Source organism: Silvimonas sp. JCM 19000 (genome assembly GCF_054652575.1).
Genome location: NZ_BAAIHC010000022.1, coordinates 56157 through 71564 on the forward strand (window position 1 = coordinate 56157; position 15408 = coordinate 71564).

The following is a 15408-nucleotide window of genomic DNA, read 5'->3' on the forward strand; positions in this document are numbered from 1 at the left end:
TTATGGACCGACAAAGCTGTAATGCAGCTCTGCGTCGGCCGCGTGCCCCTGCGGCGACGCACAAGCTTGGGGCCGCACGGTGAAGGGCGGCCCGCCAGCTATGGCTTAGATGCCACGCAAAAGTTCATTGATGCCGACCTTGCCGCGGGTCTTGGCATCGACCTTTTTCACGATCACGGCGCAGTACAGGCTGTAGCTGCCGTCTTTGGACGGCAGATTGCCCGAAACCACCACCGAACCCGCCGGGATGCGGCCATAGCTGACTTCGCCGGTTTCGCGATCATAGATTTTGGTGGACTGGCCGATGTAAACGCCCATCGAAATGACCGAGCCTTCTTCAACGATCACGCCTTCAACCACTTCTGAACGCGCGCCGATAAAGCAGTTGTCTTCGATGATAGTCGGGCCGGCTTGCAGCGGTTCGAGTACGCCGCCAATACCCACGCCACCGGACAAGTGCACGTTCTTGCCGATCTGGGCGCACGAGCCGACGGTGGCCCAGGTGTCGACCATGGTGCCTTCGTCAACAAAGGCGCCGATGTTGACGTAGGACGGCATCAGCACCACGTTTTTGGCGATGTATGAACCGCGACGCGCCACGGCGTTAGGCACCACGCGAAAGCCACCGGCGCGGAAGTCCGCCTCGGTGTAGTCGGCAAACTTGCTCGGCACCTTGTCAAAGTACTGGGTGCAACCGCCATCCAGCACGACGTTGTCATTGATACGGAAAGACAGCAGCACCGCTTTCTTGAGCCATTGATTGGTCTGCCATTGGCCATCGACTTTTTCTGCCACGCGCCATTGGCCTTTATCCAGACCGTTGATGGCTTCGTTGATGGCGTCGCGCACTTCGGCGGACACATTGCCCGGCGTGATTTCAGCGCGGTTCTCAAAGGCAGCGTCGATGACGGTTTGCAGGTTGCTCATGGTGGTCCTGTCTCTCTTGAACGTGGGGAATAAATAGATAAAACAATGAAGCGCCAGCGCGTCGAGCCGCGCCAGGGAAAACCCGGAGTATAACCGAAGCGCAGCGGCACGCGACCCATGAGCATGGCCCGCGTGCCGGGTGCTTGTTACTTGCTTTCAACCACTTGCTTGGGGAAGTGCTTGAGCAGCTTGCGTACTTTGGCCGACACCACCGCCATGCAGTAAGGCTGGTTGGGGTGCTGGTTAAAGTAGTTGTGGTGATAATCTTCGGCCGGCCAGAAGGTCGGGGCAGCGCTCAGCCTGGTGACGATGGGGCTGGAGAATTCACCGGCCTTGGTCAGTTCTTCTATCTTCTGGCGCGCAATCTGTTCCTGCTCGGCGTTCTGATAAAAGATTTCCGAGCGGTACTGCGTGCCAATGTCATCGCCCTGGCGGTTCAGCGTGGTTGGGTCGTGTATGGTGAAGTACACATCCAGCAAATCTTCAAAGCTGACTTCGGCCGGATCAAACTCGATCTTCAGGATTTCGGCATGGCCGGTTTCGCCGGTGCAGACGGCTTTGTAATCAGGATGGTCGACATGGCCGCCCATATAGCCCGACAGCACGCTCTTCACACCTTGCACGCGCTGGAAAACCGCTTCCAGGCACCAGAAACATCCACCAGCCAGCGTGGCAACTTCAGTCGTCATGGTTACTCCTTGTGGGATCTATGTTATTGCCGTGCCGTGCGGATATTGCCCGGCGGTGGCCCGCTGAAATTACAGCGATAGGGGTTGATGTCGAGGCCGCCGCGCCGGGTGTAGCGCGCGTAAACCGCCAGTTTGATGGGCTTGCAGGCGCGCATGATGTCCATAAAAATGCGCTCGACGCATTGCTCATGAAACTCGTTGTGATTGCGGAACGAGATCAGGTAACGCAACAGACTTTCGCGATTGATCGGCGCGCCCACATAGCGGATCTGCACGCTGGCCCAGTCGGGCTGACCGGTGACCAGGCAATTGGATTTGAGCAGATTGGAAGTCAGGCTCTCGTCCACCGGGCTATCGAGTTCATCGCAGTGCAGTAATTGAGGGCTGGGTTCGTAAGTATCAACATCGATATCCAGATTGTCGATGCAGTAGCCCGCCAGGTCGGCCATCTTTTCTTTGCCGAACGCGTCGGGCAGGGTGATCTGCACGCGCACGTGGCCGCCGGTTGCGGCCGAGATGTCTTGCACCAGCAAAGCCTGCAGTGCCTCGACGCTATCCAGCCGGGTCTGGTTAAAGCTGTTCAGATACAGCTTGAAGGATTTGGATTCGACGATATTGGGACTGTCGGCAGGAATCTCGAACACGGCCAGTGCCACCTGCGGCTTGCCGCGCGCATTCAGCCAGCTCAGTTCAAAGGCATTCCATAAATCAACGCCCATAAAAGGCAGTGCGCCGGTTACGCCGATTTCATCGCGCTTGCCCTGGCGCGGAATCGGAAACAGCAGGCTGGGATCGTATTCGGTCTTGTAGCTGACCGCTTTGCCCAGCGGAGAAAATTGCGCGTCGCTCATAAGAATGTGCCGAGGCCGTTTTTTAAAGACGGCTATTTTCGGCCAAACTGCGGCAACGCGCCAGCGCACGGTGTTAGCGGTACTTGCGCACCAGGCCCACCATCACGCCATAAATCTCCAGTGATTCTTCTGGCCGGATCGGCGAATAGGCGGCGTTATGCGGCAACAGCAAAAAGCCTTGCTTGTCACGCGCCAGTTCTTTCAGCGTGTATTCGTTGTCGACGATGGCAACCACGATGTCACCGATATTGGCAGCGGGGCGGCGCTCCACAATGGCGATGTCGCCGTCGTAGATGCCGGCTTCCATCATCGAGTCACCGCGCACGCGCACCATGATGGTCGAAGAGGGTTTGGCAATCAGGTATTCGTCGAGCGTCAGTGATTCGCTCATCGCGTCGTTGGCGGCGGCGGGCAGGCCAGCGGGGACATTGAAGTCAGCCAGTTCGCGCTCAAAGAAGCGATTGGTGGGGGCCAGGCGTTTATCCGGCGTCATTTCGACGTAGCCCGCCAGAATCAGGCGCTTGACCAATGCGGAGACCGCGGATTTGGACGCCATGCCCAGCATTTCACCAATCACCGCATAAGACGGCAGGCTGCGGTAGTTGCCGTAGTAGTCCTGCAGTTTGCCCAGGTATTCCTGATCCCGATTCGGGTTGCCCATGTTGTGCTCACAGAACATTCGTTCGCCGTAGCTTAGTGAACGAGCGTTCTGTTGTCAAACGGGATTCTGCTGGCTGACAAAACATGCTGCCGCGCGGTCAGCGGGCCCGCGCGCATGCGGGATGGCGGTCTATCCGGACGGTCAGCCGTTGCGCCGCGCTGACAGCCCTGCTGCAGCAAGCGGCGCTGCAGCCCGCAAATATGCTGAATGCATAAGAACCCGGTAATTTTATGATTTGCCTTATTACAAAATTAATTTCAGCTGACACAAAATGACAAAATATAATGCCGCGGCGGTACATTCGGCCACGGCGGAGAAGGCGTCGTGGCCGGTTTGTTTTTTTAACCTGAACCAAAAGGCTTGCCATGATAATTAAAGCTTCCGTACTGGCCCTGGCGCTGCTCGCCCCGGCTGCATTTGCTGATACGACTTTTCTGCCCGACAGCGCGCTGACCGCGTCGACTTCTTATTACACCGATAATCTTGGCGCAGTGGCGATGTCGCCGAACGACGATTACTACACCGATCGCATCGACCTCGGCTTTAACTTCACCCTGTACGGCAAGCAGTACTCCAGCCTCTATATCAATAACAACGGCAACGTCTCGTTCAATAATCCGATCGCCACTTACACCCCGTCCGGCCCCACCGGCGTGAGCGAGCCGATTGTTTCGCCCTATTTTGCCGACGTCGATACACGCGGCGCGGGCAGCGGCCAGGTGTACTACCGCATCGAGAACGACACGCTGTACGTGACCTGGGATAACGTGGGCTATTACTCCGAGCACACCGACCTGCGCGACAGCTTCCAGCTGGTACTGCGCGGTGATGATGTTGCGATTGCCGACGGTGAAGGCCAGATTGGTTTTTTCTACAAAGACATGCAATGGACCACCGGCGATGCCAGCTCGGGCGCGAACGGCAAGGGCGGTGATCCGGCGGCGGTCGGCTTTGGCGATGGCGAAGGCAATGCGCAAGCGCTGCTGTCGTCGCAACAGGACAATATCAACCAGGTGGTGGCCAACAGCCACATCTGGTTTAACGTCGATAACGGGGGCGGGGTGATTGTGGTGCCGCCGCCGGTGCCGGAACCGGAAACCTGGGCAATGCTCGGTTTTGGTCTGGTCGGGCTGATTGGCCGCCGCGCCATGAAACGCAAGGCCTGAATGCGCAGCATAGCGATGTAACCAGCCGCCCCCTCCGGGGCGGTTTTTTTGGCCGTCGGCACGCTGCCGCTTGCCGTTCATACGCGTGTGGGCGCGCCCGCCTGCGGCGTAGTAAAATGCCGCGCTTGAATCATCTGTCTGGCGTAACCCATCTTGCGTATTTTGCTGGCCCCGATGGAGGGGCTTCTGGACCATGTACTGCGTGACGTGCTGACCCGTGCCGGTGGCGTGGATTTGTGCGTGAGCGAGTTCATCCGCGTGTCTGGCTCCTTGTTGCCGGTGCGCACATTCCATCGCTACGTCCCCGAGTTGCTCAACGGCGGCAAAACGCCCGCTGGCGTGCCGGTGCGGGTGCAATTGCTGGGCTCTGATCCGGTCTGCATGGCGGAAAACGCGGCTCGCCTGGCAACGCTCAATCCACCCGGGATCGATCTCAATTTTGGTTGCCCGGCCAAAACGGTCAACCGGCATGGCGGCGGGGCGTTGTTGCTGAAGACCCCCGAAGTCATCCATGAAGTCGTGAGCGCGGTGCGCCGCGCCGTGCCTGCTCATATTCCCGTTACCACCAAGATGCGCCTGGGCTACGAAGACCAGAGTCTGATGCTGGAAAACGCCCTGGCGATGCAGGACGGCGGCTCGGCGGAGCTGGTGGTGCATGCGCGAACCAAAAGCGACGGCTACAAGCCGCCCGCCTATTGGGAGAAACTGCCCGCCATCCGCCAGGCTTTGCGGATTCCGGTGATCGCCAATGGCGAAGTCTGGACCGTGGCTGATTTTCATCGGTGTCGGGAAGTCTCCGGCTGTGAGGACGTGATGATCGGGCGCGGCATGGTGGCCAACCCCGGTCTGGCATTGCAGGCGCGCGGTTTGCCCGGGCTGGATTGGGCCGCACTGGCGCCGCTGGTGGAGGTGTTCTGGGGCAAGGTCGACGGCAGCATACTGCCCAAATATCAATCTGGCCGTTTCAAGCAATGGCTGGGTTATCTGCGCCGTGCGTATCCCGAGGCCGAACAGGCGTTTACCGAGGGGCGCACGCTCAAAGAAATGAACGAGATTGCAGCCTTGATGCTGCAATCAATGCGCGGCGTAGCCGCCCTGGCGGGTTCTCCGGCTTGATCTGAAATCAGGCGGTGGGCCGCCTTTGCCCACGGAGAAGTGTCAGTGAGTACCACGGTAGAAAGCATCCTGTTTGCCATCATGCAGGGCGTCAGCGAGTTGTTTCCGGTCAGCAGTCTGGGCCATGGCGTCATCGTGCCCGAGTTGTTGCACTGGCAGCTTGATCGGCAAAGCCCACAGTTTCTGCCGTTTATGGTGGTGCTGCATCTGGGTACGGCGCTGGCGTTGTTGTGGTATTTCCGGCATGACTGGATTGCCTTGTTTGCCGATTTCTTGCGCGGTGGCGGCCGGCCCAGCCATCCGGCGGCGCGGCCCTTGTGGTTGGTGGCGGTGGCCACGATTCCGGCAGGCGTATTGGGTTTGGTGCTGGAAAAGAAAATCCGGCTGTTGTTTGGCAATAGCAGCATCGTGTTGGCGTTTCTGATGCTGAATGGTTTTGTGCTGATTGCCGGCGATGCGTTCAGCCGTCGGCGCCAACGCGGCCGCGCGCTGGAAAGCCTGAGCTTCTGGCAGGCGTTCAAGATCGGCATTGCGCAAAGTCTGGCGCTGATTCCGGGTTTGTCGCGTTCGGGCACCACCTTGATTGGCGGGCTGTCACAAGGTCTGGATTACGCTGCGGCGGCGCGTTTTTCTTTTTTGCTGGCCACGCCGGTGATTCTGGCGGCCGGTCTGCATGAAGTGCCCTTGCTTTGGCGCGAAGCCGGGCAGTTGCCGCTGGGGTTGATTTTTGCTTGTGGCGTGCTGTCGGGTGTATGCGCCTATATCAGCACTTGGGCGCTGATGAAGTATTTCAATACTCACGAGGTGAAGGCATTGCGGCCGTTTGGCTACTATTGCATCGCCGTCGGAGTGATCGGACTGGTGCTCAAGCTGGCTTGAGCGTCGCATGTGCCGCTTGCGGCAAGGAAGCAATGATGACGAGTTCAGAAGTAAAGAATGTGCCGCCTGCCGGTGGCAAGCCCAAAGGCAAACCCTGGTATCGCCAGGCCACGCCTTTTCTGGTGTTTGCTGGTCCGGCGGTGGTGGTGGTTGCCAGTCTGGTTTCGGCCTACCTGGCGTTTAGCCGCGAGGACGACCTGGTCACGCAAAACTATTACCAGACCGGTGAAGCGATTAACGATCGCATCAAGGAAGACGCACACACTGCCGCGCTCAAACTGGACGGGCAGATGCTGATCGACCTGAAGCAGAACCGCATTACGCTCAAGCTGGATAACCCGGAACAGCAAAAGTTGCCGCCGGTGCTGCAACTGGATCTGCAGCATCCCACGCAAGAAAAGCTGGACCAGCATGTGGTGCTGAGCCAACTGGAGCCGGGGCAATATCAGGCCAATCTGGAACCCACCACTGCCACGCGCTGGCATGTGATGGTGCAGAACGAAAACGCCTGGCGGCTGGAAGGCGAGTGGAACGCAGCTGATGCCGGCCCGGTGACGGTCAAACCCGCAGGCCATAGCGTGGCAGTCGATCAATAAGATGAGCTGGCCAGGCGGGCGCAATCCATAGGGTGGGTCTAGACCCACCACCCAAAGCCATCAAAAAGAAAAGATAGCGATCTGCCTGGCGGCTTTGCGCGGTGGGTCTAGACCCACCCTATGCGGTGGTGGCAATCAGTGGCTATTTGCCGTCAGTGGGGCGCTGGCCGCTTTTTTCAGATCCAGTCCGCCTTGAATTCGCCAGTGGCCGCCGGTATCGCCCAATGCGATCGTCCAGCGCGGCTGTTCCAGCTTTTGCGGCAGGCTGCCGCTAAATGTGCTGCCGCTGGATGCCGGCAGCCCCACTTTCTGGTCCAGCGTTGCCCGCGTCGGGTTCAACACTTGCAGTTGCAGCGTGCCGGTCACTGCCTGGTTTAGCGTCAAGGTAAAGTGCTGGCCATCTGCGTCCAGCAGCAGATTGCCACTAAGCCCCATCTTCAGCGCCGCCTGGTCGCGCGCGTTATTGCGATTGACCTCTTCGCCCACCTTGGAAAAATCATCCGCCACGCCACCGTCGTTGTTGGCGGCTGCGATCTTGATCATATAAATGCAGCCGAGGATGGCCGCGATCGGAAAGATCAGCAGAAAGCCCAGCCACGGCGATTTGTACCAGGGTTTGCGCGTTTGTTGCTCGGTATTCATGGGGCTCGTTCGATGAGAGTGGGACAGGGGAAGGGCGGCCATGCCCTGCTGGGCAAAGCATGACCGCCATGGCCTTTACTGGCCGATAAAGCTCGATTTCTCGTCGGTACTGATTTTCGGATTATCAACCGCAGTAACGGTAAATGTCACCGGATGGCTGCCCGGCCCGGCGTTACTGGCGTCCACGTGCAAACGCACGCCCACGTCTTCCATGCCGCTGCTATGCACCAGCACTTTGCTGCTGCCATCGATCAAGGTCTTGATCCCCGGCAGGCCGCTGGCACTGATCGTAAATTGATGGTCCTGGCCATCCGTGTTTTCGATCTGCAAGCGATAGACGTTTTCCAGCATCCCGTCTTCCGCCTCGCGCACCAGCGCCGCGCGGTCACGCGAGATATTGACGGTGACCGGCTGATGCCGCCACAGCGAAACCACGGTAATCACCAGCACCACCGCCAGCACCACGCCATACATGATTACGCGTGGCCGCCTCAGCCGTGACCAGAACTGCGATTCCGGATACACATGGTTGAGCGCGTTTTCGGTGGTGTAACGGATCAGCCCGCGGGGATAACTCATCTTGTCCATGACTTCGTCACAGGCGTCGATACAGGCGGCGCAACCGATGCATTCATATTGCAGGCCGTTGCGGATATCGATGCCAACCGGGCACACCTGCACGCACATCTTGCAATCGATGCAATCGCCCAGGCCTTCTGCCTTGTGGTCGACGGTCTTTTTGCGGCTGCCGCGCGGTTCGCCGCGTTCGGTGTCATACGACACGATCAGCGTATCCGCATCAAACATGGCGCTCTGAAAGCGCGCGTACGGGCACATGTATTTGCAGACCTGCTCGCGCAACCAACCCGCATTGCCATAGGTGGCAAAGCCGTAGAACAGCACCCAGAACAACTCAGAGGCCGATAGCGTCAGCGTGATGATTTCGCCCCACAATTCGCGGATCGGGGTGAAGTAGCCGACAAAGGTAAAGCCGGTCCACAGCGAGAACACAATCCAGAGGGCGTGTTTGGTGGCCTTGAGTCGCAGCTTGCGCGCGTTGTTCGGGCCGCTGTCCAGCTTGATGCGGGCCATGCGGTCGCCTTCAACCCACTTCTCTATCCACAAAAAGATTTCGGTGTAGACGGTTTGCGGACAGGAAAAGCCGCACCACAGCCGCCCGCCGATGGTGGTCCAGGCAAACAGGCCAAAGGCCGCCATCAGCAACACGGCGGTCAGATAAATAAAGTCTTGCGGCAAAAAAATCATGCCGAAGATATAGAACTTGCGATTGGCCAGATCAAACAACATGGCCTGGCGGCTATCGATATTGATCCAGGGAATGCCGTAGAAAAACAGCTGCGTCGCAAAGACAAAAAAGATGCGCCACTTGTTGAAGATCCCGTTCACCCAACGCGGGTAGATCTTCTTGTGGCTGGCGTACATCTTCATTTCTTCGTATTCGCCGTCGTCGTTTACCTCGACCACGGTGACTGGAATGTCTTGCAGTTTCTTGCTCATGATCAAGTCCATGCAACGACACGTCGACGCCGCATAAGCGCGGTGGGCGCGTCTGGAATAGCAAACGGGCAGAGTTGCCTCTGCCCGTTGAGTGTCATGCGATTGCTAGCTGGCAGCAGGCAAGGTTATTGCGCGTTCTGCTCTGCGTTGTGCGACAGGCTGTAAACATAGCCGGCCAGCACGTGCACCTTGGCATCGCCAAGGAAATCTTTCCACGCCGGCATCACGTTGCTGCGGCCGTTGGTGACGGTCTCGATAATGGTGGCTTCGTTCTTGCCGTACAGCCACACACCGCTCGGGTGGGTCAGGTTAGGCGAGCCGATGTCGGTGTTGCCGTGGCCTTCGGGGCCATGACAGGCAGCACAGACTTGCTTGAAGGTCGATTCGCCACGGCCAGCACGGTCAGCATCAAACTTGTTGCCCGAAATCTTGAGCACATAGTTGGCCACATCGCGCACTTTTTCTTCACCAAACGCAGCGCCGAAAGCAGGCATCTGACCATGGCGACCATTGGAGATGGTCTGCACGATACGATCCGGCGTGCCGCCATACATCCAGTCGTGGTGCACCAGGTTAGGAAAGCCCTTGGCGCCGCGCGCATCTGCACCGTGACACTGCAGGCAGTAGGTCAGGAACAGGCGCTTGCCCATGTCACGCGCGTCTTTGTCTTGCGCAACGGCTTCGACCGGCATCTTCAGATACTTGTCGTACAGCGGGCTGTACTTGGCATCTGCCTTGGCGACTTCTTCACCCAACTGGCTGCTGGCGCTCCAGTGCTTCAGGTTGCCAGTGAGCACCAGACCGGGGTACAGCGCCAGATAGGCCACGGCAAACACGATGGTCATGACGAACAGGCCAATCCACCAGCTCGGCAGCGGATTGTTGTATTCCTGCAGATCGCCGTCCCAGACGTGATCGAGCGTCTTGACCTTCTCGCCCTTGGGTACTTTAACCACGGCCTGGCTCTTGACCAGGTAGGCCAACCCGACCAGGGAGACCACGACGATTACGGTGATGTAAACGCCCCAGAAACTACTATAAAAATCACTCATTTAAGGCTCCGCGCGGTAAACGGCTTATTGATGCTCAGCGTGGGGCAGGTCGTCGTCCAGCAACACGGCCTGGGCAGCTTCGTCCATTTCTGGCTTGGTGCCTTTACTGAAGGCCCACATGATGATCGCCACAAAGCACAAAAAGCCCAGCACCGTGACGCCAATACGCAAGAAATCCTGCCATTCCATTCTGATTACCTCTTGTTTTTCAGTGCCAGACCCAGGCTTTGCAGATAGGCGATGACCGCTTCACTCTCGGTCTTGCCTTCCGCATCTTTGGTCGCCGTTGCGATTTCTGCGTCGGTGTACGGCACGCCGACACGACGCAGCGCGCGCATCTTGGCCGGCAGGCTTTCTGCGTCAACCTTGTTGGCGGCCAACCACGGGAAGGCCGGCATGATCGACTCAGGCACCACGTCACGCGGGTTGTTCAAGTGGGCACGATGCCACTCGTCCGAGTAACGACCGCCCACACGGGCCAGATCAGGGCCCGTCCGCTTGGAGCCCCACAGGAAGGGGTGGTCATAAACCGACTCACCGCCCACCGAGTAGTGGCCATAACGCTCGGTTTCGGCGCGGAACGGACGAATCATTTGCGAGTGGCAGTTGTAGCAGCCTTCGCGCAGATAAATGTCACGGCCGGCCAGTTGCAGCGCGGTATAGGGCTTGACGCCCGCGATCGGCTGCGTCACGGACTTCGAGAACGCCAGTGGCAGAATTTCTACCATCATCGCCACACCGATCACCAACAGCGTCAGTACGATGAGCCAGAACACATTCTCTTCGATTAACTTCTGAATCTTGTTCATTTTTGTTGTTCTCTCTTGAGCATCAGGCGTGAGCGTGGACGGCCGGGATTGCAGCGTCTACCGGACGGCCAGCAGATGCGGTGCGAATCACGTTGTACAACATCAGCACCATGCCGGAGAGGAACATCAAGCCACCAAGGAAACGGATCACGTAGTACGGGTGGGTTGCCTTGACCGCATCGATGAACGCGTAGGTCAGCGTGCCATCCGGGTTGACCGCGCGCCACATCAGGCCTTCGGTCACACCGGCAATCCACATCGAAGCGATGTACAGCACCACGCCCAGCGTTGCGATCCAGAAGTGGGTTTCGATCAGGCGGATCGACCACATCTGTTCACGGCCAAACAGGCGCGGAATCAGATAGTAGATCGAACCGATGGTGATCATGGCCACCCAGCCCAGCGCGCCCGAGTGCACGTGGCCCACGGTCCAGTCGGTGTAATGCGACAGCGCGTTGACGGTCTTGATGGCCATCATCGGGCCTTCGAAGGTCGACATGCCGTAGAACGACAGCGCAGTGATCAGGAACTTGAGCACCGGATCGGTCCGCAGCTTATGCCACGCGCCCGACAGGGTCATGATGCCGTTGATCATGCCGCCCCAGCTTGGCGCCAGCAGAATCAGCGAGAACACCATACCCAGCGACTGGGTCCAGTCAGGCAGGGCGGTGTAGTGCAGATGGTGCGGGCCAGCCCACATATAGGTAAAGATCAGCGCCCAGAAGTGGACCACCGACAGACGATACGAGTAGATCGGGCGACCGGCTTGCTTGGGCACAAAGTAATACATCATGCCGAGGAAGCCTGCGGTCAGGAAGAAACCCACCGCGTTATGGCCGTACCACCATTGCACCATCGCATCGACGGCACCGGCGTACACCGAATACGACTTCCACATGCTGACCGGCACGAACGCGGAGTTAACCACGTGCAGCAGGGTCACGGCCAGAATGAAGGCACCGTAGAACCAGTTAGCCACATAGATATGCTTGACCTTGCGCTTGGCAATCGTGCCAAAGAACACAATGGCGTAGGCAATCCAGACGATGGCGACCAGGATCTTGATCGGCCATTCCATCTCGGCGTATTCCTTGTTAAAGGTAATACCGAGCGGGTAGGTCACGATCACGGAGAGGATAACGACTTGCCAGCCCCAGAACACGAAGGCGGCCAACTTGTCGCTGAACAGCCGCGTGTTACAGGTGCGCTGTACCACGTAGAACGATGTTGCCATCAGGCCACTGCCGCCAAAGGCGAAAATGACCGCGCTGGTGTGCAATGCGCGCAAACGACCGAAGTGAAAATACGGGCCGAAATTCAATTCTGGCCACGATAGCTGGGAAGCAATGACGACACCTACCAGCATGCCGACGATACCCCACACGACGGTCATGATGGCAAATTGCCGCACCACTTTATAGTTGTATGTGGTTTGGTTATCCATAAAACGCTCCGAAAGTACTCCAAACGGCTAAATAAAACTGGCTAAAACTGCCTTGCAGAAACATGCCCCGGGCCCGCCGGGACAAGTCCTGACTGATTGCTCAGGCATGAAGTGATGCATATATTTTGTTTTGGGCTGGCCGGCAATGTGCCGTGCTGGCAGGGGTGCGGCATTGATCTAGATCAAACCGTACAGGTGGTCGGCGGGTATTTTAGCGCGCCATCCTATGTTCAGTCAGTTGTTTTTTGCTTGCCCGCCTCAATTTGCTGCGGCGCCGCAGCGGCCGAGTCGTCGTCTTGCAAAATGCGATGGGCCGGGCCTTCCAGATCATCAAACTGTCCGCTGCGCATGCACCACCAGAAGATCAGGCCGATCAGAAACACCAGCACCACCGACAGCGGAATCAGGATATACAAACTTTCCATTACTTCACTCCGGGCTTGCGCCCGTTATGGCGGCTGCCCGCCAACCGCAATGCGTTACCCACCACCAGCAAAGAGCTGCAGGCCATGCCAAGGCTGGCTAGCCACGGCGTAACATATCCGGCCATCGCCAGCGGCAGCGCCACCAGGTTGTAGGCCAGCGCCCACCACAGGTTTTGCCGGATCACCGTGCGCGTCTGGCGTGCCAGCCTGATTGCATACGGGATATGCGCTAGCTGGCAGTCATACAACACGGCATCGCCAACCGTTTGCGCCACATCGACGCCGCTGCCCATCACGATGGACGCATCAGATAACGCCAGTACCGGCGCATCGTTGACACCATCGCCCACCATCAGCACGCGCTTGCCCTGGCTTTGCAGCTGGCGGATGGCGGCCAGCTTGCCTTCCGGCGAGGCCTGCGCCTGGGCATGCGCGATACCAAGTTGCTGCGCCAGCGCTTGCACCGGGGCGGGATGATCGCCGCTCAACAGATGCGTGCTCAGCCCGGCTTGCTGCAGCGCAGCGACCGTGCTGGCGGCATCGGCGCGCGCGGTATCGGCCAGATCAAAGCGGGCGATGCCGCCTGGGCCGGCTAACCACACCGGGGTGCCGACCACGACCGGGGCGTCTGCAGGCAATTCAAGACCACTATTCTGCGCTACGAAATCGGCGTGCCCCAGGGCCCACGTCAGGCCGTCGACCACGCCCGTCAGGCCTCCACCCGCATGATAGACGACGTCCTGCGCGGTCAGCGCCGCAGCGGCATCCAGGTCGGCAAAGGCGTGCGCCAGCGGGTGGCTGGAATGTGCCTCGAGCGCGGCCGCCACCTGCAACAGTTTTGTGGCATCGCCGTGCCAGCTGTGCTGTTGTACGCGTTGCGGTTGCCCATGCGTCAGCGTGCCGGTCTTGTCGAAGACCACGTCGGTGATATTGGCCAGCGCATCCAGCGTGTGCCCGCGTGCAATCAACATGCCGCGGCGTGCCAGCTGGCCGGTGGCAGCGGTCAGCGCCGCCGGGGTGGCCAATGACAGCGCGCACGGACAAGAAATGACCAAAACGGCAATGGTAATGGGCAGGGCATGTGCGGGGTTGTGTCCATGCCAGTACCACCAGGTGCCTGCCGCTACCAGCAACAAGGCGGCGACGAACACACCCGCTATCCGATCTGCCAGCAGGGCGGCACGCGGTTTCTCGGCTAGCGCGCGGTCCAGCAAACGCACAATGCCGGACAAGCGTGTGCTCTGGCCGACGCGGCTGGCGCTGATCTGCAAGGGCGAACCATGGTTGACCGTGCCCGCTGTCACGCTGTCGCCGAGGTGCTTGGCCAGCGGCTGGCTTTCCCCGGTGAGCAGGGCCTCATCCACTTCGCTTGCGCCGGACAGGATTTCGCCATCGACCGGGATGGTTTCGCCAGGCTTGACCAGCACGGTATCGCCCATTTGCAGATGGATGACGGCGACTTCTTCGGTGGTTTGATCGGGCAATACCCGGTGGGCGAATGCAGGAAGCAAACCGGCCAGTTGTTCCAGAGCAGCCCCTGCCCGCCGGCGTGCGCGTTCTTCCAGGTAGCGGCCCGAGAGCAGCAAGAACACAAACATCGATACTGAATCGAAATAAACCTCGCGCTGGCCGTGCAGCAGGCTCAGCGTGCTGGCGGCGAAGGCGGACAGCACGCCGATGCTGACCGGTAAATCCATGCCGGCCCGGCCGCGCTTCAGATCGCGCCAGCTGGATACGTAAAATGGCCAGCTCGCCCAGGTGGCGACGGGCAAGGTCATCAAAAACGTGGCCCAGTTGAGCAAGCTCATCCATTGCGGTGCAATGTCGCCCGAATCCGATAGATAGACCGGCACGGTGAACATCATCACCTGCATCATCGACAGCCCGGCCACCCACAGCCGTAACAAGGCGGTCTTGCGCGATTTTTCACTGGCGGCTTCTTGCCGGGCCCGGTCATAGGGCTGGGCGCGATAACCGATGGCGGAAATGGCCTGCAGGATGCTGGAGAGCCGGGTGGTGCGTTCGTCCCAGCGCACGCGGGCGCGGTGGGTGGTGTAGTTGATGGACACGCCCAGTACGCCGGGTACCTTGCCGATCTGGCGTTCGTTTAACCAGATACAGGCGGAACAGGTGATGCCCTCGATCAGGAGTGCGGCTTCGCGTTCGTCAGTACCCGCGTTGGAAACGAAACCCTGTTGCAGGGCGGGGTCATCGTACAGGCGCAGGCGGGCGAGCAGTTCATCGGGCAAGGGCGCGGCGCGGTCGGCGGGGCGTTCGCGTTGTTCGTAGTAGTCGCCGAGACCGGCGTCGATGATGCTTTGCGCGACGGCCTGGCAGCCAGCGCAGCAGGCGGGCTGATGGGTTTCGCGATAGCGGATGGTCAGGTTGAGGTTGGGGGGGACGGGTTCATTGCAGTGGAAGCAGGCGGCCTCGGCGGAGGTGGGGGCGGGCGATGTCTGGATGGTGGTTGTTGCGGTCACAGCTTTGAACCCTGGCCGCCAGGCCTGCGGCGCATGTTTTGATGTTCGGCAAGTGCCGAACAAACCTTAAACGCCTTGCCTGCGGCGCATTTTAGACACCCGGGGGTGCCCGGGAGCACGTTACTTTTCTTTGCTTCGCCAAAGAAAAGTAAC

General features: G+C 59.2%; 16 protein-coding genes. 4 read left to right on the forward strand and 12 right to left on the reverse strand.

Going from position 1 to position 15408, the window contains the following annotated elements; translation table 11 throughout:
* Nucleotides 1-105: 105 nt before the first annotated feature.
* The 4 genes from dapD to ACYQ1A_RS17295 form a co-directional block, all read right to left on the reverse strand.
* Nucleotides 106-927, reverse strand: coding sequence for a 2,3,4,5-tetrahydropyridine-2,6-dicarboxylate N-succinyltransferase (dapD, locus tag ACYQ1A_RS17280; RefSeq protein WP_053935812.1), 822 nt, complete (start codon nucleotides 925-927; stop codon nucleotides 106-108).
* Between the two features lie 146 nt (nucleotides 928-1073).
* Nucleotides 1074-1616 (reverse strand): peptide-methionine (S)-S-oxide reductase MsrA, encoded by a 543-nt coding sequence (gene msrA / locus ACYQ1A_RS17285; RefSeq protein WP_062222246.1) that lies wholly within the window; start codon nucleotides 1614-1616, stop codon nucleotides 1074-1076.
* Between the two features lie 23 nt (nucleotides 1617-1639).
* A complete protein-coding gene (gene queF, locus ACYQ1A_RS17290) occupies nucleotides 1640-2467 on the reverse strand; it encodes an NADPH-dependent 7-cyano-7-deazaguanine reductase QueF (protein ID WP_062222247.1) in 828 nt (275 codons plus the stop codon).
* A 73-nt stretch (nucleotides 2468-2540) separates the two neighbouring features.
* A complete protein-coding gene (locus ACYQ1A_RS17295; protein WP_062222249.1) occupies nucleotides 2541-3128 on the reverse strand; it encodes a peptidase in 588 nt (195 codons plus the stop codon).
* A gap of 365 nt (nucleotides 3129-3493) precedes the next feature.
* Between ACYQ1A_RS17295 and ACYQ1A_RS17300 the strand changes: the two genes are divergently transcribed.
* From ACYQ1A_RS17300 to ACYQ1A_RS17315, 4 genes are all read left to right on the forward strand, one after another.
* Entirely contained in the window at nucleotides 3494-4294 is an 801-nt protein-coding gene (locus tag ACYQ1A_RS17300; protein ID WP_499363907.1) for a nidogen-like domain-containing protein, read from the forward strand.
* 153 nt (nucleotides 4295-4447) lie between these two features.
* A complete protein-coding gene (locus tag ACYQ1A_RS17305) occupies nucleotides 4448-5410 on the forward strand; it encodes a tRNA-dihydrouridine synthase (protein WP_499363909.1) in 963 nt (320 codons plus the stop codon).
* Nucleotides 5411-5455: 45 nt separating this feature from the next.
* On the forward strand, nucleotides 5456-6289 hold the full coding sequence (locus ACYQ1A_RS17310) for an undecaprenyl-diphosphate phosphatase (RefSeq protein WP_499363910.1): 834 nt from the start codon (nucleotides 5456-5458) through the stop codon (nucleotides 6287-6289).
* Between the two features lie 32 nt (nucleotides 6290-6321).
* Nucleotides 6322-6885, forward strand: a complete 564-nt coding sequence (locus tag ACYQ1A_RS17315) for a FixH family protein (protein WP_499363911.1) — start codon at nucleotides 6322-6324, stop codon at nucleotides 6883-6885.
* Nucleotides 6886-7020: 135 nt separating this feature from the next.
* On the opposite strand, the gene ACYQ1A_RS17320 is transcribed toward ACYQ1A_RS17315, so the two are convergent.
* The 8 genes from ACYQ1A_RS17320 to ACYQ1A_RS17355 all read right to left on the reverse strand — a co-directional run bounded on the left by ACYQ1A_RS17320 (nucleotide 7021) and on the right by ACYQ1A_RS17355 (nucleotide 15255).
* Complete coding sequence (locus ACYQ1A_RS17320; protein ID WP_499363913.1) at nucleotides 7021-7527, reverse strand: FixH family protein; 507 nt, start codon at nucleotides 7525-7527, stop codon at nucleotides 7021-7023.
* Nucleotides 7528-7602: 75 nt separating this feature from the next.
* Nucleotides 7603-9045, reverse strand: a complete 1443-nt coding sequence (gene ccoG, locus ACYQ1A_RS17325; protein WP_499363914.1) for a cytochrome c oxidase accessory protein CcoG — start codon at nucleotides 9043-9045, stop codon at nucleotides 7603-7605.
* A gap of 125 nt (nucleotides 9046-9170) precedes the next feature.
* Nucleotides 9171-10097, reverse strand: coding sequence for a cytochrome-c oxidase, cbb3-type subunit III (gene ccoP / locus ACYQ1A_RS17330; RefSeq protein WP_499363915.1), 927 nt, complete (start codon nucleotides 10095-10097; stop codon nucleotides 9171-9173).
* 24 nt (nucleotides 10098-10121) lie between these two features.
* On the reverse strand, nucleotides 10122-10286 hold the full coding sequence (locus ACYQ1A_RS17335; protein WP_083458657.1) for a cbb3-type cytochrome oxidase subunit 3: 165 nt from the start codon (nucleotides 10284-10286) through the stop codon (nucleotides 10122-10124).
* Nucleotides 10287-10291: 5 nt separating this feature from the next.
* Nucleotides 10292-10906 carry a cytochrome-c oxidase, cbb3-type subunit II gene (gene ccoO / locus ACYQ1A_RS17340; protein WP_499363916.1) on the reverse strand — a complete coding sequence of 205 codons (615 nt, stop codon included), beginning with the start codon at nucleotides 10904-10906 and terminating at the stop codon, nucleotides 10292-10294.
* Nucleotides 10907-10928: 22 nt separating this feature from the next.
* Nucleotides 10929-12350 (reverse strand): cytochrome-c oxidase, cbb3-type subunit I, encoded by a 1422-nt coding sequence (ccoN, locus tag ACYQ1A_RS17345; RefSeq protein ID WP_499363918.1) that lies wholly within the window; start codon nucleotides 12348-12350, stop codon nucleotides 10929-10931.
* Between the two features lie 230 nt (nucleotides 12351-12580).
* Nucleotides 12581-12775, reverse strand: coding sequence for a cbb3-type cytochrome oxidase assembly protein CcoS (gene ccoS, locus ACYQ1A_RS17350; protein WP_499363920.1), 195 nt, complete (start codon nucleotides 12773-12775; stop codon nucleotides 12581-12583).
* On the reverse strand, nucleotides 12775-15255 hold the full coding sequence (locus ACYQ1A_RS17355; RefSeq protein WP_499363921.1) for a heavy metal translocating P-type ATPase: 2481 nt from the start codon (nucleotides 15253-15255) through the stop codon (nucleotides 12775-12777). Before ACYQ1A_RS17355 ends, ccoS begins: the two co-directional genes overlap by 1 nt.
* Nucleotides 15256-15408: the final 153 nt, after the last annotated feature.

Excerpts from the sequence above, each read along its gene's own strand:
- dapD (WP_053935812.1), bottom strand. The coding sequence starts at position 927 with ATGAGCAACCTGCAAACCGTCATCGACGCTGCCTTTGAGAACCGCGCT.
- msrA (WP_062222246.1), bottom strand. The coding sequence starts at position 1,616 with ATGACGACTGAAGTTGCCACGCTGGCTGGTGGATGTTTCTGGTGCCTG.
- queF (WP_062222247.1), bottom strand. The coding sequence starts at position 2,467 with ATGAGCGACGCGCAATTTTCTCCGCTGGGCAAAGCGGTCAGCTACAAG.
- ACYQ1A_RS17295 (WP_062222249.1), bottom strand. The coding sequence starts at position 3,128 with ATGGGCAACCCGAATCGGGATCAGGAATACCTGGGCAAACTGCAGGAC.
- ACYQ1A_RS17300 (WP_499363907.1), top strand. The coding sequence starts at position 3,494 with ATGATAATTAAAGCTTCCGTACTGGCCCTGGCGCTGCTCGCCCCGGCT.
- ACYQ1A_RS17315 (WP_499363911.1), top strand. The coding sequence starts at position 6,322 with ATGATGACGAGTTCAGAAGTAAAGAATGTGCCGCCTGCCGGTGGCAAG.
- ACYQ1A_RS17320 (WP_499363913.1), bottom strand. The coding sequence starts at position 7,527 with ATGAATACCGAGCAACAAACGCGCAAACCCTGGTACAAATCGCCGTGG.
- ccoG (WP_499363914.1), bottom strand. The coding sequence starts at position 9,045 with ATGAGCAAGAAACTGCAAGACATTCCAGTCACCGTGGTCGAGGTAAAC.
- ccoP (WP_499363915.1), bottom strand. The coding sequence starts at position 10,097 with ATGAGTGATTTTTATAGTAGTTTCTGGGGCGTTTACATCACCGTAATC.
- ACYQ1A_RS17335 (WP_083458657.1), bottom strand. The coding sequence starts at position 10,286 with ATGGAATGGCAGGATTTCTTGCGTATTGGCGTCACGGTGCTGGGCTTT.
- ccoO (WP_499363916.1), bottom strand. The coding sequence starts at position 10,906 with ATGAACAAGATTCAGAAGTTAATCGAAGAGAATGTGTTCTGGCTCATC.
- ccoN (WP_499363918.1), bottom strand. The coding sequence starts at position 12,350 with ATGGATAACCAAACCACATACAACTATAAAGTGGTGCGGCAATTTGCC.
- ccoS (WP_499363920.1), bottom strand. The coding sequence starts at position 12,775 with ATGGAAAGTTTGTATATCCTGATTCCGCTGTCGGTGGTGCTGGTGTTT.